We start from the raw sequence: 21038 nt of genomic DNA, 5'->3' as shown, positions 1-21038 counted from the left end.
CTGTGTATCCAATAGCGGTTTAAAATTAGCACATGACAATAACATTCATATTTATTGCTATTGTGCTATTTTTTTCTTTCGGTTTGAAAAACAGCCATAAATGCTTCTTGTGGAATTTCCACATGCCCGACCTGCTTCATGCGTTTTTTACCCGCTTTTTGTTTTTCTAATAATTTTCTTTTACGGCTAACATCTCCACCGTAGCATTTTGCTGTAACATTTTTACGCAGTGCTTTTACCGTCTGGCGAGCAATAATGTGATTGCCTAATGCAGCCTGAATCGCTACATCGAACATTTGCCGAGGTATTAACTCTTGCATTTTTTCTACTAATGCCCTGCCGCGACTGTAAGCGTCACTTTTGTGGACAATCACAGCCAATGCATCAACACGTTCACTATTAATTAAGACATCCATTTTTACTAAATCAGCTTCCTCAAAACGCAAGAAATTATAGTCCAATGATGCATAACCACGACTTACTGATTTTAAACGATCGAAAAAGTCAGACACAACTTCACTCATCGGTAAATCATAGGTGACTGATACCTGGCGACCGCTATAAGTCATATTAACTTGCGACCCACGTCGTTCAACGCAAAGACTGATAATTTGTCCTAAATAATCCTGAGGTACCAAAATATTAGCGCGCACAATAGGTTCAAACATTTGTTTGATTTGCTGAGGCGGCGGTAATTGCGAAGGGTTATCAATCATCACCGTGTCACCTTTTGTAGTGACAACCTGATAAACCACGGTGGGAGCTGTGGAAATCAAATCCAGATTATACTCTCGCTCCAACCGTTCCTGGATAATTTCCATATGTAACATGCCCAGGAAACCGCAGCGAAATCCAAAACCTAATGCCTCAGACGATTCGGGTTCATAAAACAAAGAAGCATCATTTAAACTAAGTTTTGCCAATGCTTCACGGAATGACTCAAAATCATCGGCGCTGATGGGGAATAATCCGGCGTAAACCTGGGGTTTAACTTTTTGAAATCCCGGCAATGGCGCTGATGCTTGATTCTTCTCCAGAGTCAACGTATCACCAACTGGCGCTCCTTGAATGTCTTTAATGCCGGCAACCACATACCCAACTTCACCGGCCTGCAAAATATCAAGTTTTGTTCGCTTAGGTGTAAATATGCCCACCTGATCAATTTCATACGTTTTTCCGGTCGACATCACTCGCATTTTATCGCCCTTTTTAAGCGAACCATTGGCAATGCGAACCAGAGATACCACTCCCAGATAGCTGTCAAACCAGGAATCAATAATCAGAGCTTGAAGAGGAGCTTCAATATCACCTTTGGGAGATGGTATGCGTGCTACCAGCGCTTCAAGAACATCTACAACACCAAGGCCACTTTTCGCACTAACACGAATAGCATCCTGAGCCTCAAGACCAATGATGTCTTCAATTTCAGCAATAACACGCTCAGGTTCTGCCTGGGGTAAATCAATTTTATTAAGAACAGGCAGAATTTCTAAGGATTGATCAATCGCGGTATAACAAACCGCAACTGTTTGTGCCTCTACCCCCTGGGCAGCATCAACAACAAGAATCGCCCCCTCACAAGCAGCCAATGAGCGTGAAACTTCATAACTAAAATCCACATGCCCTGGTGTATCAATGAAATTAAGCAAGTATGTTTTGCCATCACGGGCTTTATAATTTAAAGAAACGCTTTGTGCTTTAATGGTAATGCCGCGCTCACGCTCGATATCCATAGAATCAAGCACTTGATCGGCCATTTCTCGATCAGATAATCCCCCACAAAGCTGAATGAATCGATCTGCCAAAGTTGATTTACCATGATCAATATGGGCAATAATAGAAAAATTACGAATTCGCGTTAAATCGCTCAACTGAAAAACCTAGTTATAAAATTACGCTATTTTAGCTGAATTATTGGCATCCAGAAAGTATCTTTACATCTAAACGACTAATAGGAAAAAAATCTGCCTCTTTACTCAAAGCACAAGACAACTCCCGCTTTTGCGGGAGTGAATTACTTTGCTGCATTAAATCATCCTATCAAAGGAGCTTCAGAACCACAGAAAACTCCAACACGATTAAAAGCACTGATAACATCCTGATATTTGTAACCACGCTGTTTAGCTGCCTGTATAACACCACATGCTGCACGATTAAAACTGGTTCTTGGTGTCCAATAATTCATATTGGCATCAAGCATAACCCGAAATGCCTTATCGACAGACCAACCCGAAGTCACACTAAGCAGATAAAATGCCTTATTAAAAACACCACTTGAATGGTGCACATCTAGTCCAGAATAATAATCCCTGGCATCATCAATGGAATCCCCATCAAGAGGGGGATTGTTCATATATCGCAAAGGTTTCTTGACTTTGCTGGTTTCCAAACCAATGGTCCAATCTTTACCATCCCATATCCAAGGATATTGGGCCTTCAAATAACTTTTAAGGGCAAATTCAGCCATGTCTGAGAATGACTCATTGATTCCTCCAGACTGACCGTCGTAAACTAGTTCTGAAAAATTATCAGTAACAATATGAGCAAACTCATGCCCTGATGTACCTATGTCAGTATAAGGCGCATCATCAACTCCACCATTGCCAAAAACTAATTGTTGAGGACCGTTAATGCCTGAGTCCCGCATACAAGCCGGCGAACAAGCAAAGGCATTGTCATAGTCATCAATGTGGGTATATAGACGTAGCTGTTTATGTTCAATTGGTGAGGCTACATTGTATTTAACGATGTACATGTCGTAAGCTTTCTTGACAAAAAAGATTACATCATTCACCGGAGACCATCCACCATTCACTGGTGCCGAATTATTATCACTCACATTGCGATAGTTAGGGGCACTGCACGGATAACTAAAAGGATTTAATCTATAATTTTTTGCATCTAAACTGGAAACAGGTAATTCAAATGGCAATGAATTTACCGACTTATTTTTTAGATTTATTACTGAAAATACAAAATTAGTTGCATAACACACTCCTGACTTAAAAGTAATATTTAATTTATTCAAAGTTTTGATACCAGACCTCACCACCCCGAATTGATATCGACCAGGTCGATATTTCAAATTACTAAATGTAAATCCACCATAACCCTGTCCTATCTCAGAGCCTGTTTGCAACCCATCCCAGAAGCGTAATATTTCTCCGGTGTTAGCATCAATGATGAAATGAGGTAACGACGGCATTTTATTCTTATTGGCAGCATAGGAGACTAAATAAGCCATTACCGCTTTATGTGATTTGTTTTTTAGGTATATGATTTTTTTTACAACCATGTTCTGCGAACCAGGTGAATGCCTCTGAGCGATATCTTTCGCATTATCTACTGAGAGTTTTGCGTCCAGTTGTGGAATATCTTGAGCAATATCTTTAACGAGTTGTCCGGTAACCGTGTTATTTAAACCTTGTTTTGGAGTGTGATAAATAACTTGTGCGGCCCATACAGGGATGTCTTGATAATATTGATTATAGCGAGCATGACTTACATCGAAACTATCACGATGTCCTTTGACAAACTGCAGTGTATTCTCGCTTTTTGTAGTACTTGCTTCAGGTAATGTTAAACCTGTCGGTATTGTTGATTTTTGCACAAGAGAAAAGGCACTAAGTAATTCAGTTTGAGAAGCGATATTTCCCCACACTGTTTCCATTGTCGCTGCATAGCCCTGGGGAATTGTAAATAAACCCGCATAGACAGCTATAATTGTCTTTCCCAACTTCATTCCAACTCCCTTTGTTTCCAAGTTCAATCGATAAACATACATAGAAGATTCTTGTTAGGCAATTGATAAATTAAACCTCGCAGAAATTTTCACAAAATTACATTTGCAAATTGGGTTAAAAATACGGATGATCGTGGCATTTTCATTAAGATGCAATTTGCTGTTGATTTTTTTTTATACTAAACTCGATAATTTAAGATTAATAAAGGATGACCAATGCGACGATTAATCACGCTCTGTTTGGCCTTAGTTACATTTTCAATTTGTGACGTTCTTCAAGCTGATACAGCGTTCACTCAACGTAAAGATGTACAGCGTTTTATAAATAACATGGTGCAAGAACACGGTTTTAATAAAAAAGAACTGACGCAAATCATGGATGATGTCAAACTACAGCCCCAGATTATTGAGTCCATGGAAAAACCTTATGAAAAGAAGAGCTGGGATGTTTATAAGCAGTTGTTTTTAACTCCTGAGCGTGTACAAGGTGGTATTGCATTTTGGACAGCTAACCGGGAAGCGCTTGAAAAAGCAGAAAAAAAATACGGTGTACCCGCGAACATCATTGTGGCTATTTTAGGTGTTGAAACACTCTATGGTAAAAATCAAGGGAATTATCGTGTCATTGATGCGTTATCCACTCTTGCGTTTAATTATCCAAAACGCTCTGCTTTTTTTACTAAAGAACTTAGAGAATACTTGCTACTTTGCAGAGAGCACCGCGTCTCTCCTACTGAATATATGGGATCTTATGCAGGTGCAATAGGTAAACCACAATTCATGCCGAGCAGCTATCGTTATTATGCGGTTGATTTTTCTGGCAATGCCAAGAAAGATTTAGTTAATGATGATGAAGCAGTTATTGCCAGTGTTGCAAATTATTTTCATAAACATGGTTGGCAAATGAACCAAGGTGTTGCTCAGCCCGCCAAAATACTAGGAAGTTCTTATAAAAAAATCAATACGGGCTACAAAAGTGCCGCCTATCGCTGGCAACAGTTAGCTGCAGCAGGAGTTAAGCCATTAACAGCCTCCTTGCACAGTCCTTCAAAAGTTGGTTTGATTGAATTAACAACCCAAACTGGCGCTGAGTACTGGCTGGCCTATCCTAATTTTTATGTAATCACTCGCTACAACTCTAGTCCACAGTATGCCATGGTTGTTTATCTACTCGCTCAGCAATTAAAAATGCAATGGGCATCCTCTGCGAATATTGGCAAGAAATACGCATACGTGTAAGCTTCACCTATAACAATTTCGCTTAATTGCTCTGGTATCTCCAGAGCAATTACAAAGCAGAAGGTAATCAATACAAAGGACGCCGCGTGGTTACATGCTTTCTATTTATCCATCATTTCAATGAAGACGGCTGCCTAAGTTTGAGTCTTGATCAACAGGGGCAGGTTGTTGCTCCTCTGGAAAAACGTAATTTCGATGAAATTAAACTGCTACAAAAAAATTGTCGCACGGTTCTTGTCCTATCAGCACAACTGTTCAGTCTTCATAGCCTGACATTACCGTGGCTCGCTGAAAAAAAAGCCCGCGCAGCAATTCCCTTTGCATTAGAAGATAAGCTTGCACAAAATGTGAGCTCATTACATTTTGCTTTTGATCGCCACTATTATCAAAACGGACAGTATCTAATAGTCGTTGGGGACAAACATTATCTTACTGAACTCATCAACAAATTTGACGACCTGAACATTGAATTTGACAGTATTACTCTGGATTGGTTTGCACTTAATACACAAGAAATTGCAGTTCTCAGTTCCTGCTTACTCATTAACGAAGAAGGATTTCAGGGCGCTCTTAGTCCTGATTTGGCCAATTTTTACTTACAAAAATTAAGTTCAAGTACGGAGAATTATTCAATTTATACTTTTACTAATAGCAACCAGCTATTACTGTCCATTCTTAACAACACCTCGATAACAACATTACAAGACAATGACTACACCTGGATTGCTCAACGCTTGCGAACTCAGAAAGTTATGAACCTTTGCCAAGGTGAATTGTCACGTGGGGGTACTACGACTATTGCTAAACGCTGGTATCAAGCAGCCTTATTGATGAGCATTCTTTGGATTGTGACGTTGCTTGGTAGTAACGCGATTAAACTATATCAGTTAAACCGAGATACCTCGGCTGTAGATACACAAATTGCGATTATCTATCATCAGTTTTTTCCTCAGGCACAACAAGTTATTAGCCCTAAATTTCGTATCACGCAATTACTTAAATCGAATCAAAACAATACAGACAGCAACTTTTGGCTACTACTTAACACCTTAGCCAAAGTATCGAAAAACAAAGTCCTGGATTTTTCGCAGATTCGCTATCAAAATCAAACACTTCTGGTTACATTAACGACTAAAAATTTTGAAGAGTTAGAGAATTTACAAACTCAATTACAGAAGACAAACATTCAAGTTAGACAAACCCAAGCGTCGACAGAAAATAACAAGGTTGTAGGTACTTTGGAGTTAAGCTTGTGATGAACTACTGGAATAATCTCAATGAACGTGAGCGTTGGATGGTTGGTATCGCCGCAGCTTGCATTATTTTTTATTTATTTTATCTTCTAATCTACTCTCCTCTGGTAACAGCAGTCGATACCAAATCAACACAATTGCAGGAAAAAAAGGAAACTCTAGCCTGGATGGAGCAAGTACGCAAAAAACCCAAAAATCAAAAAATACCTCAACCCATAACCAGTTCCAAATTACTTGCGCTTATCGGAAGTCAACTGAATACTGGTTCATTACGCCCCTTCACTTATCAATTGCAGCAGACAGGACAAGGTGAAATTCAACTTTCTTTTGAACAAGTTCCATTTACACAGTTTTTAGCCTGGCTATGGAAACTATCCAATGATTATGCACTCATTCTTAAACAATTTAGCGCCGAGCGTACTGATACACCCGGCGTGGTAAAACTCACTATTATCATTGCAATAAAATAAGCTTTTAGGGTTTTTACTCTGCTGTATTCTCTTGAATGTTACTCCAGTTTTTAATATTTGCTCCTTGTTTAACGTTTGGAGGAAGATTATTTAATGCTTTTTGAGCATCTTCATAACTGTTATAAGTACCATAAACTCCTTTGTAATAGGCTTTTCCATTACCACGATAAGATTTTATTTGCGCAGTTCTGTCTGTTTTAGGAACCTTATACAGTTTTGCTGCAACCTGAGACGCTTTATCTCCTTCGGTTATTTCAATGGTATATCCTTGAGGATTCTGGCTATGAACCCAATTACTATCCACGGCTTTATGTGAGGTGGGCGAATGATCAAGGCCTACATGGTAGGAGTTAGGGACGTTCACATTCCCGGACGAATAGCGGTAATCAACTCCTCCATCATAGGTTTGATAGTAATAAGTTTGCTCATAGGCATAAGGCTGGTAACCCGGATAAGACATATAATTTGTCTTTTCAGGGGTTGTGCAAGCAGAGAGACTACCGACACATAAGCATACTGTTAGAATTTTTATTTTTTTCATAACCTCTCCCCTTTTTTGAGCTTGTCACCTCCAAAATATGCGGACGGGTAAGCCTTATTCTTATACGGGATGGATGCTCATCCGTTGCTGTCTTATACTTTCTCCTACTTGTTATCTTTAAAATCTTAAAAAACTTTAGCAATTTGTATTGTTTCTCTTCATACAATCGCATAAAGTATAAAATTTTGCATTGTTAAACTAAAATGTGGACTCATAGACGCTCTGGACAAACCCATCAACGAGGCACTCAAGATCATCGTGATCCTTATGAAAGAGACCGAACAAGGGTTATTCATTGTCCAGCTTTTCGTCGATTACAACGAAAAACACAAATCTTAGGCACTGATGAAGGTGATTTCCATCGCACTCGTTTAACCCATTCCCTCGAAGTTGCTTCTATAGGTCGAAGTATTGTTCGTAATCTTGCTATTAACCAGCAACAAAGTATTCTTCCCAGTCTATTGCCAAGTGATGATTTAATCTCTGTCATCTGCTTGCTTCACGACATTGGCCATCCTCCTTTTGGTCATGGCGGTGAAGTTGCCCTAAATTATATGATGCGCAATCATGGAGGGTTTGAGGGCAATGGCCAAACATTGCGTTTGCTAACCAAAATTGAAGATAGCTATGGCAGTTTTGGTTTGGATTTAACAAGACGCTCACTCTTGGGAATTCTTAAATATCCGGTTAATCGAGCACAGGTCGTTGCTACCTCATTACCTGATGCAAGCGAGTCTCAACATAAAACTATTCGGGTTAATGATTGGTTACCTCCTAAAGCCTATTTTGAAAGTGAACAGGCTGAAGTCGAATGGCTCCTGTCTCCTTTTAGTGAGAACGATCACTTTCTTTTTCAATCGTTAGCTAAACAGCCTCAAGCAAAACAACATGGTAAATCAGCCTTCCATAGTTTTGATTGCTCAATTATGAATGTAGCGGATGACATTGCTTATGGGGTACATGATTTGGAAGATGCCATTCATTTACGTCTTATTAACCGCGAACAACTTGATAATGAACTTTTTTGCTCATTACTCGCTGAAACCCCTCTTGCCAGCAATAAAGAGCAGTTAATCAATGGATTATTCAGTCAAGAACTTTGTCAGCGTAAACAAAGTATCGGTGAAATTGTTAATTATTTTGTTACAGCGACAGAAATTGCTGTGACCCATGAAAATTTTGAAAATCAATTACTTAAACATAATATCGTTCTTCTGCCAGAAGCTGCTGCCTTGCTTGACTATTTTAAAAATCGCATTTATCAATATGTTATCGATTCTCAAGAGGCACGTACCTTTGAATATGGAGGACAAACAGTAGTACTGCGTCTTTTTGAAGCGATAAGTTCAAATCCAGGTAGTTTACTTGATACTAAAAACCGTGACCGGTTTCACCAGGCTAACAATGAGCTCTCAGCTTTTAGAGTGGTCTGTGACTATATTGCGAACATGACTGACGAATATGCTTACCGTATGCATGAGCGTTTGTTCGGCTTTAATACACGGACTATTTTTGAACGACTTTAGCAATCGTGATCTGTTGCAGTTTGTTTCCCTTCGCTTTTTAAACGTATGTTCTGCCACTTTTTTTTTAAATTTTGAATCTTAAGGGTTTTATTGCATACAATCCGGACGAATTACTGTATAATATATTTACATTTTGAAAAATTAATATTTATTTGTAAAAATACAACTTCTATGAAGATCGCAATTATAGGTGCTGGCTGGTATGGTTGTCACTTAGCCCTAATTTTAAAAAAAGCAGGCTATGACGTCACCCTTTTTGAAAAAAACGACCAAATTCTAAGCGGTATTTCTGGGACTTTTGGTATACGTTTGCATAGGGGACCTCACTATCTCAGCTCCCTGCTCACTCGACTATGTTGTCAGAAAGATTTTGATGCATTTTGTAAAATGTACCCTGAGTTTATTGAACAACTTACCCATTCTATCTATGCGCATGGACTTATTGACTCAAGTGGAAATCCGTCCAAGGCCTCTAAAGAAAAATTTGAAGCAGTATGTAAAGAAACCCTTAGCTGTCAATCGTTAAATATAGAGAATACTCCTTACAAGGGTGTAGATTCAGTGATGGATCTTGATGAACCCAGTATCGTCATTGGTGATCGTTTAAGAGAATTATTTTCAAAAAGACTCAAAGAGGCAGGTGTAACTGTTCTCTGTAAAAGTTCTATTGAAGACATAAAATCACTTCCTGAGGGTACCATTCTTATCGATAGACAAGGCAACAGCTCCGAGTTTGATTACACTATCAATGCAACCAGTTATCAACAGTTCATCCCAAAGAATATAAAAGAGAACTTTCCAGTTGACATGGACGTAGTTTACCAACCCTGTTTGGGTTTAAAATATCGAGATAGAACTCCTGGAGACAAGCCTTTTTCTTTCATTGTCATGGATGGATGGTTTCCCTGTGTTATGCCTTGTATTGAGGATAATCCTTTTAAACACGAATACATTTTGACGCACGGCGCCTTCACTATTCAAGCATCCTCCAATACGCCTGGTGAAGCTTATGAGGTTCTGAATAAGATTACTGACGCCTATATTTATGATGAAGTAAAGAAACGATCAGAAAACGAGATTGAACGATTTTGGCCTGAGTTTATTAAGCGTTTTGAATTTATTGGTGTAACAAAAGCGGTTCTTGCTAAAATTAAAACCAAAACTGAGTTTCGAAGTGCTGTTACCTTTGAATCCGGGAGAATTATTCAGATTATTCCAGGTAAAATAAGTAACGTGATGTCGGTTGGTCCTGAAGTAGAGGCGTTGATTAAAGGAGAACAATGCTTGAGTGAGAATGGAATACGTTTTATGAAAGACGGTGTTCTTGATCTCGCGAGAACCGAAATTAAGACCAAACCAGAACCCGGTGAGCCGAATACCTGTACTTTGGATACTTTTGCTGAGCTCACTAAAACGTCATTTGCTCTACCCACCCAACCAGCAGAACCAAATACTGGGAATAGTTCATTAGAACCCCAACCATTGCCAACTGGGTCAGTGGAGAGCCTGACACCCAATTTGAATTCAAATTTTCATTCAAGCTACTCATTTTTTCCGCCAGTTAATTTACCCAGTGATTCACAAGGTGAACTTAATACAAGTCTAGCGTGTTGCCAATAAAAGGACTCGAAGGAATTATGGGATCTCAGAAAAGAAAAACCTCTATCGCAGAAGAACAGTTAACTAACGCCATTATCGATTATCTTCCTGCCCAAATTTTTTGGAAAGATAAAGACTTGTTTTATTTAGGCTGTAATATGGCTTTTGTGAAGTCATTGGGGTTAGCATCAAAGACAGACATTATTGGCAAGTCAGATTTTGATTTACCTGTTTCTGAAGAGAACAGCGCAGCCTTCCGCGCCGATGATCGCAAAATCATTCAATCCAAAAAACCAAGATTGAATATAGAAGAATGTCAGACTCTGGCGGATGGAACAGAACGCATTTTAAGTACAAGCAAAGTCCCTCTTCTTGATGAAAAAGGCGAAGCCTTTGGCGTCCTTGGTATTTATATTGACATTACGGATCGCATTAAAATGGAAAGAACTTTGGCCAAAGCTAAAGAGCAAGCTGAGATTTCCAACCGTGCAAAAACAGAGTTTATTGCTAATATGAGTCACGACATTCGAACACCTGTTAGCGGTATTATAGGCATCTCTAAACTGTTGGAGGAACGTCTTCATCAATCTGAAGACCAGCAATATGCCCACTGGATAAATGAAAGCGGTCAACAACTCTTAAGTCTGTTAAATAGCGTTCTAGATATCATTTCGACCACAACAAGTGTAGAAAATCATTTAATCGAAGAGGAATTTGATTTATATCAAACCCTAAGAAATTTAATTAATCTGGAATTACCGACAATAAAGCTTAAACAACTCGAGCTAAATCTTGATTATGATAAAACTATAACGCAAACCATTATTACTGACAGAACAAAGCTCGTACGTATTTTATTAAATTTAGTGGGCAATGCGATTAAGTTTACTGATCAGGGTGCAATTACTATCAAAGTAAGAAAGCTCAAAGAAAAGATGGATTATCAAGTGCTTGAATTTACTATCATAGATTCAGGAATCGGTATCCCACCGGAGTTGCAACAAAAGGTATTCGACAGATTTTATCGGATTAATCCCTCCTATAAAGGAAAATACGAGGGACATGGCGTTGGTTTACATATTGTGCAAAATTATTTAACTGTTTTAAACAGTGAAATAAAGCTTGAGAGTGAGTTACAAGTCGGCACCAAAGTCATATTTAACTTACAGGTAAAACGAGGCAAGCAAACTGCCACATTTGCCACCAGTCCTAAAAAGGAAGATTCTACACTCAATCTCCTTCATGATATTGGACATGCTCCTACAGTTTTGGTGGTTGAAGATAATCCTATCGCGCTTAGAATTGTTGAGTCATTATTGAAAAAGGCAGGCTGCAGATATATGTCTGTCTCACAAGGAGAAGACGCGCTACCTTTGATTGAAAACGAATCGTTTGATTTAATATTAACGGATATTGGTTTGCCAGGGATTTCTGGTCAAGAATTGACTGAAGCAATTCGGATGATTGAAAAAAATAATCAGAAGCCAAATCTTCCTATTATTGGATTAACCGCACACGCAGCAGATAAAGTGGAGGAAAGCTGTCTTCGCGCTGGGATGAATAAAGTTCTCACCAAACCCCTTTCGTTTAAACTCCTGCATGAAACCTTAGCCGGATTTTTAAAAGCAGCAAAGCCAGAAAGTCATGAATCCGAAGGATTAGGTGCTGATTTGCCCAAAAAGGAAGACGAGTTATTTCAGCTGGATAATTTCCCTCTTCTTGATATTCAAAATGCTTTAACGAATTTAGGTGATCAAAAAACGGTTAAAGAATTACTCAACTTGATGGTTCATGTTGATTTACCTCAAGAAGAATATCAATTAAACCAGGCATACAAAGAAGACAATTGGGTTAGCATTGAAAAAATTGCTCATAAATTGAAAAGTGGTGCTCTGTATTGTGGCACAGTAAAATTACAATATGCCTGTCAGTACCTTGAACGCTATTTAAAAGCTGGACATTCTCAATACCAAGAGGAACTCTACCAACAACTACATGCAGTATTAAGACAAACAAAAAATGCGATTAATGAGTGGTTGTTAGGCTAACTGATCCATCTTAAAGATGGCGTCCCCAAGGGGATTCGAACCCCTGTTACCGCCGTGAAAGGGCAGTGTCCTAGGCCTCTAGACGATGGGGACCTGGAACTTAATCAAACTATTTTTTACATTACGCCAAAAATGGCGTCCCCAAGGGGATTCGAACCCCTGTTACCGCCGTGAAAGGGCAGTGTCCTGGGCCTCTAGACGATGGGGACCCTAAAACATTTTCCCATCAACAACCGAAGTTGATGATGGTGGAGCTAGGCGGGATCGAACCGCCGACCTCTTGCATGCCATGCAAGCGCTCTCCCAGCTGAGCTATAGCCCCGAAATTAAGAATCGCAGTTTAATGAGACACCTCAAAGCTGTCAAGAAAATTTTAATAAAATATTCTTTCTGCCTCTGTTTTGTCCTTTTTCTTGGCTTTCCTTCAAAAAAAATGAGACAAAACTTAAGGGGAGATTAAATTTTAGACATGAAGTTAATATTTTATTAAGAATACTTCTTTTATAATGCACATTCTTTATTCATGTAAAAAATAGGATTGTTATGTCTAATTTAGTTGCTTTGCTTAACACTGTTTATACAAATTATATGCGTTTTACGGAAACCAATGACTCTAAACATCTATTAGAAAATATCAAAGCATTTCAAAAAATATCTCAAAAGGACATTGCGAAAGAGCTTAAAGAAGCCCACATCTCAGAATTAGAAGAGTGCAATAAAACACTTATTTTGGTCGCTCAAAGCTACATTGAATATGCTTTTTTAAAAAAAGAGAAACTCCCTTCATCCAAACTTGACATTTGCCTAAATCACGCCCAAAGATGTTATGAATATGTGATTAACGCAGCAAGAAAAATACCACCTTATAATTTAGGTGCTATTGGCCCACAAAATACTGAAGCTATCTATTACACGCATAAAATTAAATTCTTAAGGGCAAAGTTAGATTTGTTTTCTATTAACATAAAAATGCAAAGTACTTATGATGCGGCTGAAGTTAGCTCAGCACTTAAGGCGGTTCTTGAAGCCTGCGACACTTTTAAAGCAGAAATTGATCGCAATTATCGTTATGTCTCCTACAAAGAAGATTTTGGCATTAATGAGGCACTTTTTAATTCTATTAAGCAGACTCGCGAAGAAGCACAAAGCCTTTTATCCAAAGCTAATGACTATAAAAAGGAAAAACGTCGAAGTGAAACCTTGTCCTCTGACAAATCTTCTGCTCACAAAAAAACATCTCAAAGAAAAAAAGCTAAACATGCACCTACAGAAGAGCCAAAAGTTTCTCAAAATGAAGTCGATCCTTCGCCCTCCTCCTTTGTTCCTCCTCCCAATCAGGTAATTGCACCAACAATTGCAATTACCTCCACCACATGCACAAGTGAGGACTGGTCCTCTCTAGAGGCCCTTATGAAGGCTGCTTCGGAAGATACTCCTATCCCCCCTGTACAATCGCCAAAACCTGCTTATGCAACTTTGTCCTATAGCTCCTTTTGGGCGCATCTTGATCCCAATCAGGATAGTAAGCGATGTTTGGGATTGATGAAGAATTGGATTAAGGCTTATTTCCCTAAACAGAGAATATGTCCCTCACAAGGAGGCCAAGACGCACGAGTACTTGAAAAACTGGCTCAGGGATTATTATTAGCAGCTCAACAATTGCAGCAAGAAAGCAATATCTATGGGCAGAAACATAGTAACCCTGCTCTTCAGTTGGCAGTGCAACTTCTTTACCGTTCCACCGAATTAGCCTCGGTTAATGATAGACAATTTTCCGAAGATTTAACTGATTTATCTGTACGATATAGCTCTATCTTGATTAACTTCATACAACACACCCCTGGAAGAGTATTATCAGATGAAGACTATCTGCAGCATCTTCACAGAGTTCTAGGCAAGACCCCCGCGCTTATTAAGACATCCCATACTCCGGTGGAAGAAATAGTTAAATTAGTCTTTCTTGCTTTAGAGAAAAGCTGCTCTGCACAAGACTATAATCTTGTTAAAGAAGTCGTATTTAATGCTTTCAATCAAGCCACTACCGAATTATCTTCAAATATGATTTTATCTTAAGTCGTTTTGTTGGATAAACAATAACCAACCTATGTGCTAGACTCTGCATCTTGCTGGATGCCTCGGACAAGCCGAGGCACGTAGGGGGTGGTTACATAGTCTCAGACAAGTCGCACGTAGAGTACTTAACAGCCTTTCCTCTGCTGTATGCCTTGGACAAGCCAAGGCACGCAGGGGGTTAGATTTTCTTAGACAAGCCACATGTAGAAGTAGTTAAAAGCCTTTCCTCTGCTGGATGCCTCGGACAAGCCAAGGCACGTAGGGGCGGTTAGATTGTCTCAGACAAGCCGCATGTAGAGTAGTTAACAGCCTTTCCTCTGCTGGATGCCCTTGGACAAGCGAAGGCACGTAGGGGCTGTTAGATTGTTTCAGACAACCCACACGTAGAGTACTTAACAGCCTTTCCTCTGCTGGATGCCTTGGACAAGCGAAGGCACGTAGGGGCTGTTAGATTGTTTCAGACACCCCACACGTAGAGTACTTAACAGCCTTTCCTCTGCTGGATGCCTTGGACAAGCCAAGGCACGTAGGGGCTGTTAGATTGTTTCAGACACCCCACACGTAGAGTACTTAACAGCCTTTCCTCTGCTGGATGCCTTAGACAAGCCAAGGCACGTAGGGGCTGTTAGATTGCTCAGACACAAGCCGCACGTAGAGTAGTTAACAGCCTTTCCTCTGATGGATGCCTTGGACAAGCGAAGGCACGTAGGGGCTGTTAGATTGTCTCAGACAAGTCGCATGTAGAGTAGTTAACAGCTTTTCTCCTACCATTTTTTCTACGTGCCTCGGCTTGTCCGAGGCATCCAGTTGGAGCAATCAACCAGACTGATATGCGTTTATTAGATAGGTTTTATTAATGGGCAGCGGGTCTGGAACTAAAATCCCAGACAGTTATTATTTCTATTGACTTCATGTAAGTCAAAAGGGAAACTGCTTAGCATTCGTCAATACAGACGTTACTATGGATTGAATATCACTTAGGATAAGTATGTACTTTAAAAATGCTATTGTTAGAACACCCAGCCAATCATTAATTAATGGCTTAACGTCTTCTTCTTATCTTGGTAACCCCGATTATGAGCTCGCGCTCGAACAGCACCAAGCCTATATCAAGGCACTGATTGGTTGTGGTGTTGAAGTGACTATTTTACCTCCAATAAATGCTTATCCCGATGCTTGTTTTGTAGAAGATGTTGCTTTACTCACGGAAAAGCTTGCACTTCTTACTCGACCCGGGGCTCCCTCAAGACGAGGTGAAGTCAAGGAAATAGAAGCAACAATTCAGGCATTCTATCAGAATAAACGGTCTTACATTGTTGCTCCAGGTACATTGGAAGCAGGTGATGTGCTTCGAATTGATAACCACTTTTATATTGGTCTCTCAGCAAGGACAAATAAAGATGGCGCTCAACAACTTATACAAATTTTAACAACACAAGGTTATACAGCCTCTTGTGTAGAGCTTAAAGAGTTTCTTCATCTTAAAACAGGTATTAGTTACCTAGGAAAAAACTATGTTATCGTCAGCGGTGAACTAATCAATCACCCAGACTTTAAGCAATTCGTTCAAATCCCTATAGAAAATGAGGAAGCCTATGCAGCCAATTGCATTACGGTAAATGGCACGGTCTTAATGCCCCACGGATTCTCAAAAACGCAACAAGCAATTCTAGACATTGGCTTTCCTGTAACAACCCTCGATGTCAGTGAATTTAGAAAAATAGATGGGGGATTAAGTTGCTTATCCTTGAGATTTTAAATGAATAAGCCTCTTTCAATAGCCAGTCTTAGCTTAATTACTGTTTGTTCAGTTGACAGCATCCGCAATTTACCCGTTGCAGCGATCGCAGGCAGCCAATTATTTAATTATTTTATACTCGCCCTTGTCCTGTTTTTACTTCCTATTGCTATCCTTGCATCATGGTTTTCAAAGCAATCTCAACAAGGAATCTATGGCTGGGTTAAACAAGGCTTAGGACAACGATTAGGGTTCATGGCTATTTGGTTTCAATGCATACAAAATCTTCTCATTTACCCTACTTTCTTAAGTTTTATTGCAGGGACTTTGCTCTATAGCTTTTCCCCTCAACTTGCTGAAAATAATTATTTAATTTTTTTTACAATCATTGTGCTTATTTGGTGTTTAACCTGGATCAACTTAAAAGGGATTCAAACGTCGAGCCGTTTTAATAGTTTTTGTACCCTGGCTGGTCTTTTAATGCCTTTTCTCACCATACTCACTATGGGACTTTTTTGGTATTTTTCACACAGAGATCTTATTAAGCCTATTTTACCTCCCGCCACGCCTTATTCATGGACAGCTTTAACTGCCATTATGCTGTCGTTTTGTGGTATTGAGATTGCTGCGGTTCACGCCAAAGAAAGCAAGCCAGGAGCTATTACAAAAGCAATTTTTATTGCAGTCATTGTAGTTTTTTTTACTATGCTTTTCGGCTCAATAACTTTGGCCATGATTATACCCGCACAGCAACTAAATTTTGTTAGTAGCATTCCCCGATTAATTGAAATATTTTTTAATGAATTACATTGTGGACCGTTGGCTTTTCTCATGAATGCCTTGATTGCCATAGGCTGTATTGGTACTGCTAATAACTGGATAATAGCACCTATTAAAGGTTTGAGTTTTGCAATTAATGAAGGCGTGAGGTATACAAAACTCATTGAAAAGAATGCTCGACAAGTACCTGCCAGATTACTTATTTTACAGGCAGGATTTGTTTCTATAATTAGCCTTCTATTCTTGGTTTTCCCTGCAATTAATACCTCTTATTGGGTCATGCTTAATTCAGCAACTCAAGTGTATTTATTGATGTATTTTATGCTATGTCTTAGCGCCATTAAATTGATTTTTAATAGAAAATCTTATTCATGGATAATTTTACTATCAGCATTTCTCGGGCTTTCAGGCATTAGTATTGGATTAATAGTCAGTTTAGTTCCCCCTCCCTCTTTGCCAATAAATTCACATTTTATTTATGGTTTGTTAAGTATCTTCTTTCTGGTTTTCTTAATCCTAGCCCCACTTACATCCTTAGGTCGCAAGCCAATTCAGGCCTGAATAGAGCGATGGCAATTTAATGGCTATACCGTATTTAATTTTGAATGCTTGGCAAATGCAGGTTTTGTAGTGGGGATATTAAGCGGGAAATAAAGGCGGCTAAGAATATAGGCGCCTTTATGAATTCTTAGGCGTTTGTAGACTCAACGCGTTTTTTTGCTGCTTTTTTATGTTGTTTCCAATCACGATCTTTAGCAAAAACAAAACTTGCAGCTTCTTCAATAAAAAATCCAATATCATCAATATTCGCCCAAGCGCAATACGCAGTGATCATCTCAAAGGTTTCGCTGCTGATTTCAGCCTTGATTTTTTCTTTTTTTTGTACACGAGTACTGTTAATAATTGGCATACTTAACCTCAAATGTTATTTAAACGCCTTAAATCTTAACAAATAAAACTATGATTGCAAAGCCAGTATAAATTTCTGGCATTAATGACAATTCGTTTACGAATTCCATCCTGATTTTTGCGGTAAAATCATAGAATATTAAATGGTTTAGGAATTTCAGGATAAAAATTACTCCAGATTCTCTCGCAAAAACCTAGCAAATTCGTGTGATTTTGCAGGCAATTTTTTAATGGATCTTCAAAAGGTAGCCACGCAATATTCGCTAAAAAAGCAAAGGCTGTTGCATCAATGCTAGTGAGGTCATTACCATGAAAATATTTTTTTTCACCAAGCATCGCTGCAATAGCATCCAGAGTTTTATATCCCATTTGTGCAACTTCTTCGGCGGTATGACGACCTATCCCCTGCAGGTATAAGGCTTTTCTCATTGCCTTTCGTACTGCATTAGGAATGAATAATCTTGCAAGGCCCGGCAATTTGGCAAAATAAGCATCTTTTACATGAGCCCAACCTTTTTCATCCTGCCAACGCCAATAAACCATAATCCAATACAAACGTTCAGAAAAAGTATTATCAAGAAGGATAGAGAAGGCTTTTTGTTCTTTCGATAAATTTCTATCAAGTGGGTCACCAAATTTATTAATCAAATAATCTATAATTAATTCACTATCAGGAATAGTCTTTTCATCAATTTTAATAAAAGGCAATTTTCCTTTAGGGGCTTTTGCAGGATTCCTCACAAACCTAATTTCATAAGGCATTTCTGCCAAGCGTAAATAAGTCTCCACCTTCAAACAAAAAGGGCTAGCATTTGGTAATCCCCAAATACTTGGAAATTGATACAATGTAATCATATTTTTGTTAGTCCTTACGCGCTTTATTTGCTCTTAATTCAAACTGGATTCAACAATCACTTATTGTCTTTATTGTGCAGAAAAGTTGGTATTATATGCCAGAGTGCGCGATTATATCCCCGTACTCTTTTCTGTAAAGTCAAGAATGCGATTGAAGGAGTTAAATCATGACTAAATGCCCTTGCGGTTCCTCACTGAATTATGCCCTATGTTGTGGTTCCTATATAAACGGCGCGTCTATCCCTGCAACTCCAGAAGCATTAATGCGCTCGCGCTATACAGCGTATGTTCAAGCTAATATCGATTATATTAAACAAACTATGCGCGGAAGTCCTCTAATCCATTTTGATGCATCAGATGCAGAAATATGGGCAAAACGCGTGACCTGGTTAGGATTAAAGGTGGTGCAAGCTTACCTTAGTCAAACAAATCCGAATAAAGGCTACGTTGAATTTATAGCGCGTTTCAAAGAAAACAATCAGCCTGGAACTATTCATGAATTAAGTGAATTTGATTATGAAAATGGCTCATGGTTTTATACAGCAGGGCATGAGCCAGAAAAAATATCCTCTAAGTCCCTAACTAAAACTCCGCGTAATGCACCCTGCCCCTGTGGAAGCCAAAAGAAATTCAAAAACTGTTGTTCAAAATAAAACGTCTGCGAGTAAACGGGAAAGAATCAAGCTAATTCTTGATTAACCACTGAGAGTGGATTGCTTCCTGCGTTCGCAAAGACACAGTAGGCTAATTAGTCTGAGACAATAATTTATTGGTGTAAGCAATTGCTAATGCAGAAACCAGTAGTGTTATATGAATCACAACTTGCCACATGACATTATCAAAAGTTTGTTTACCAGGATCAATAAATGTTCTTAAAAGATGAATAGACGAAATGCCGATTAAAGCAAGTGCGAGTTTGATTTTCATTGCCCCAGCATCAAGATGATCTAACCACTCTGGTTGATCAGGATGATTGTGTAAATTCAATCGTGACACAAAGGTCTCATATCCTCCCATAATGACCATAATGAGTAAATTTGCAATCATCACTACGTCAATTAAATCCAAAACTCCTAACATAATTTGCGTATTATCTGCCGTATTAATGTGCTGCATTAAATGAAACAATTCTGTTATAAATCGATAAGCATAGGCGGTCAGAATTAGAAGTAGTCCTAAATATAAAGGAGCTTGTAACCAACGTCCGAAAAAGATTATCTGACTAATAAGTTGGGGAATTTTTATTCTTTTTCTGTACTCAACAGTGGTATCTATAGTATTCATAATTAATTGCTCGAAATTGTATACGATAACAAAAGGAAATTGCGCTTCTAATTTTACTGCAAGTCGTTCAATTTAAAAACTGGTTGGATTCTTTGAGTAAACTGAGAGATCAATGGTGGGCCGTATAGGGATCGAACCTATGACACAGAGGTTAAGAGCCTCCTGCTCTACCAGCTGAGCTAACGGCCCACATTGCTTAGCATAGCGCGGTTTTGATTGATATTTCAAGCAGTTACTTCGCTATCTCCAAGAAAAATGAAATCAAGACATACCAGAGCTTGCTGTCATTGAAGCAGTCTCTTCGTGCTCTTCCTTAGTTTTTCTACGCTGAATAAGCATTAGTAGTCTTTTTTCTTTGCTGTTTGAGAAAAAATTTTCTCGCCTTTTTATAGGATTCTCAGTAATCATCCTAAGTACTCCCTGTCTTTGAATCGGTATTTCCCTAAACTCTTGCTCTAAAAATTGTTGGTTAAATAATTTAAACATGTACCGGTTTATAGGAAAGAACTTATCTTCAACTTCAGTTAAACGTTCGCCCTTTTCATTAGGAATACTTATTTTCCCAGCATAGTAAAAAATACTCATATTACTTGAGCGTAGCCATTCAGCTTGAAAACGGGACGCCCTGTGGTGATTTTCTTTTTCTGAACCGCAGGAATAAAAATGAATGTCATCAATCCGATAAGAGATAGGCATCATATCTATCGTAAACCGGTCAGCAACAGTGCTTATGGAAATAAATGTTGCTAACCGTCCATCAGAGTGATTCGCCACCTTATCAAATATCCCTGCATAGCCATGTGCCAGAATGTAAACAGAGGAACTGCTACAGATACTACTTTGCTTATAGTTATCCTGATGGCAAATAAGTTGTATTTCTTCAGAAAAATTTCGCTGATGATTGATTACCCATTGTTCAGTTGCAGACAATAAATCACCAGCTTGCTCTCTTGTAAAGGGGATATATAATATGATCATAAA

Annotated in this window: 17 protein-coding genes and 4 tRNA genes; 10 read left to right on the top strand and 11 right to left on the bottom strand. The window is 38.8% G+C overall.

Annotated features, from left to right (window positions below):
- Positions 1–65 precede the first annotated feature (65 nt).
- Entirely contained in the window at positions 66–1871 is a 1806-nt protein-coding gene (lepA, locus tag LHA_RS04515) for a translation elongation factor 4 (protein ID WP_045105477.1), read from the bottom strand.
- Positions 1872–2032: 161 nt separating this feature from the next.
- A complete protein-coding gene (locus LHA_RS04510; protein WP_052673585.1) occupies positions 2033–3742 on the bottom strand; it encodes a M4 family metallopeptidase in 1710 nt (569 codons plus the stop codon).
- Positions 3743–3958: 216 nt separating this feature from the next.
- Here LHA_RS04510 and mltB point away from each other — a divergent pair, with 216 nt between their 5' ends.
- The 3 genes from mltB (at position 3959) to gspM (ending at position 6704) form a co-directional block, all read left to right on the top strand.
- Positions 3959–4981 carry a lytic murein transglycosylase B gene (mltB, locus tag LHA_RS04505; RefSeq protein ID WP_045105476.1) on the top strand — a complete coding sequence of 341 codons (1023 nt, stop codon included), beginning with the start codon at positions 3959–3961 and terminating at the stop codon, positions 4979–4981.
- An 86-nt stretch (positions 4982–5067) separates the two neighbouring features.
- Positions 5068–6237, top strand: coding sequence for a type II secretion system protein GspL (gspL, locus tag LHA_RS04500; protein WP_045105475.1), 1170 nt, complete (start codon positions 5068–5070; stop codon positions 6235–6237).
- On the top strand, positions 6237–6704 hold the full coding sequence (gene gspM / locus LHA_RS04495) for a type II secretion system protein GspM (RefSeq protein WP_045105474.1): 468 nt from the start codon (positions 6237–6239) through the stop codon (positions 6702–6704). The genes gspL and gspM overlap by 1 nt, the downstream gene beginning before the upstream one ends.
- Positions 6705–6717: 13 nt before the next feature.
- On the opposite strand, the gene LHA_RS04490 is transcribed toward gspM, so the two are convergent.
- On the bottom strand, positions 6718–7245 hold the full coding sequence (locus tag LHA_RS04490; RefSeq protein WP_045105473.1) for a hypothetical protein: 528 nt from the start codon (positions 7243–7245) through the stop codon (positions 6718–6720).
- Between the two features lie 203 nt (positions 7246–7448).
- On the opposite strand from LHA_RS04490, the gene LHA_RS04485 reads away from it, so the two are divergent.
- From LHA_RS04485 to LHA_RS04475, 3 genes are all read left to right on the top strand, one after another.
- The gene (locus LHA_RS04485; protein ID WP_045105472.1) at positions 7449–8771 is read left to right on the top strand and encodes an anti-phage deoxyguanosine triphosphatase; all 1323 of its coding nucleotides are present in this window, start codon (positions 7449–7451) and stop codon (positions 8769–8771) included.
- 171 nt (positions 8772–8942) lie between these two features.
- A complete protein-coding gene (locus LHA_RS04480; RefSeq protein WP_045105471.1) occupies positions 8943–10391 on the top strand; it encodes an FAD-dependent oxidoreductase in 1449 nt (482 codons plus the stop codon).
- A 17-nt stretch (positions 10392–10408) separates the two neighbouring features.
- Entirely contained in the window at positions 10409–12418 is a 2010-nt protein-coding gene (locus tag LHA_RS04475; protein WP_052673583.1) for a PAS domain-containing hybrid sensor histidine kinase/response regulator, read from the top strand.
- 17 nt (positions 12419–12435) lie between these two features.
- Here the strand turns inward: LHA_RS04475 and LHA_RS04470 are convergent.
- From LHA_RS04470 to LHA_RS04460, 3 genes are all read right to left on the bottom strand, one after another.
- A tRNA-Glu gene (locus LHA_RS04470) sits at positions 12436–12511 on the bottom strand.
- Between the two features lie 40 nt (positions 12512–12551).
- A tRNA-Glu gene (locus LHA_RS04465) sits at positions 12552–12627 on the bottom strand.
- A gap of 37 nt (positions 12628–12664) precedes the next feature.
- Positions 12665–12740, bottom strand: a tRNA-Ala gene (locus LHA_RS04460).
- Between the two features lie 221 nt (positions 12741–12961).
- Here LHA_RS04460 and LHA_RS04455 point away from each other — a divergent pair.
- The 3 genes from LHA_RS04455 (at position 12962) to LHA_RS04445 (ending at position 17570) form a co-directional block, all read left to right on the top strand.
- Positions 12962–14491: a hypothetical protein gene (locus LHA_RS04455; RefSeq protein ID WP_045105470.1), complete on the top strand. Its 1530-nt coding sequence runs from the start codon at positions 12962–12964 to the stop codon at positions 14489–14491.
- A gap of 988 nt (positions 14492–15479) precedes the next feature.
- Positions 15480–16250: a dimethylarginine dimethylaminohydrolase family protein gene (locus tag LHA_RS04450; RefSeq protein WP_045105469.1), complete on the top strand. Its 771-nt coding sequence runs from the start codon at positions 15480–15482 to the stop codon at positions 16248–16250.
- Positions 16251–17570, top strand: coding sequence for an APC family permease (locus tag LHA_RS04445; RefSeq protein ID WP_045105468.1), 1320 nt, complete (start codon positions 16251–16253; stop codon positions 17568–17570).
- A 127-nt stretch (positions 17571–17697) separates the two neighbouring features.
- Here LHA_RS04445 and LHA_RS04440 read toward each other — a convergent pair whose 3' ends face one another.
- Together LHA_RS04440 and LHA_RS04435 are read right to left on the bottom strand one after the other, a co-directional pair.
- The gene (locus LHA_RS04440; RefSeq protein ID WP_045105467.1) at positions 17698–17919 is read right to left on the bottom strand and encodes a hypothetical protein; all 222 of its coding nucleotides are present in this window, start codon (positions 17917–17919) and stop codon (positions 17698–17700) included.
- A gap of 128 nt (positions 17920–18047) precedes the next feature.
- The gene (locus LHA_RS04435) at positions 18048–18773 is read right to left on the bottom strand and encodes a glutathione S-transferase family protein (RefSeq protein ID WP_045105466.1); all 726 of its coding nucleotides are present in this window, start codon (positions 18771–18773) and stop codon (positions 18048–18050) included.
- Positions 18774–18940: 167 nt separating this feature from the next.
- On the opposite strand from LHA_RS04435, the gene LHA_RS04430 reads away from it, so the two are divergent.
- Positions 18941–19426 (top strand): YchJ family protein, encoded by a 486-nt coding sequence (locus tag LHA_RS04430; protein WP_045105465.1) that lies wholly within the window; start codon positions 18941–18943, stop codon positions 19424–19426.
- Between the two features lie 91 nt (positions 19427–19517).
- Here LHA_RS04430 and LHA_RS04425 read toward each other — a convergent pair whose 3' ends face one another.
- The 3 genes from LHA_RS04425 to LHA_RS04415 all read right to left on the bottom strand — a co-directional run bounded on the left by LHA_RS04425 (position 19518) and on the right by LHA_RS04415 (position 21035).
- Positions 19518–20057, bottom strand: a complete 540-nt coding sequence (locus tag LHA_RS04425; protein ID WP_045105464.1) for a TIGR00645 family protein — start codon at positions 20055–20057, stop codon at positions 19518–19520.
- 113 nt (positions 20058–20170) lie between these two features.
- Positions 20171–20246, bottom strand: a tRNA-Lys gene (locus LHA_RS04420).
- 72 nt (positions 20247–20318) lie between these two features.
- Complete coding sequence (locus tag LHA_RS04415; RefSeq protein WP_045105463.1) at positions 20319–21035, bottom strand: hypothetical protein; 717 nt, start codon at positions 21033–21035, stop codon at positions 20319–20321.
- Between the last annotated feature and the right edge of the window lie 3 nt (positions 21036–21038).

Source organism: Legionella hackeliae, from assembly GCF_000953655.1.
In the GTDB taxonomy this organism is placed as follows: Bacteria; Pseudomonadota; Gammaproteobacteria; order Legionellales; family Legionellaceae; genus Tatlockia; species Tatlockia hackeliae.
The sequence above is the reverse complement of the archived record's forward strand: the minus strand, read 5'-3'. Positions and strand labels throughout refer to the sequence as shown.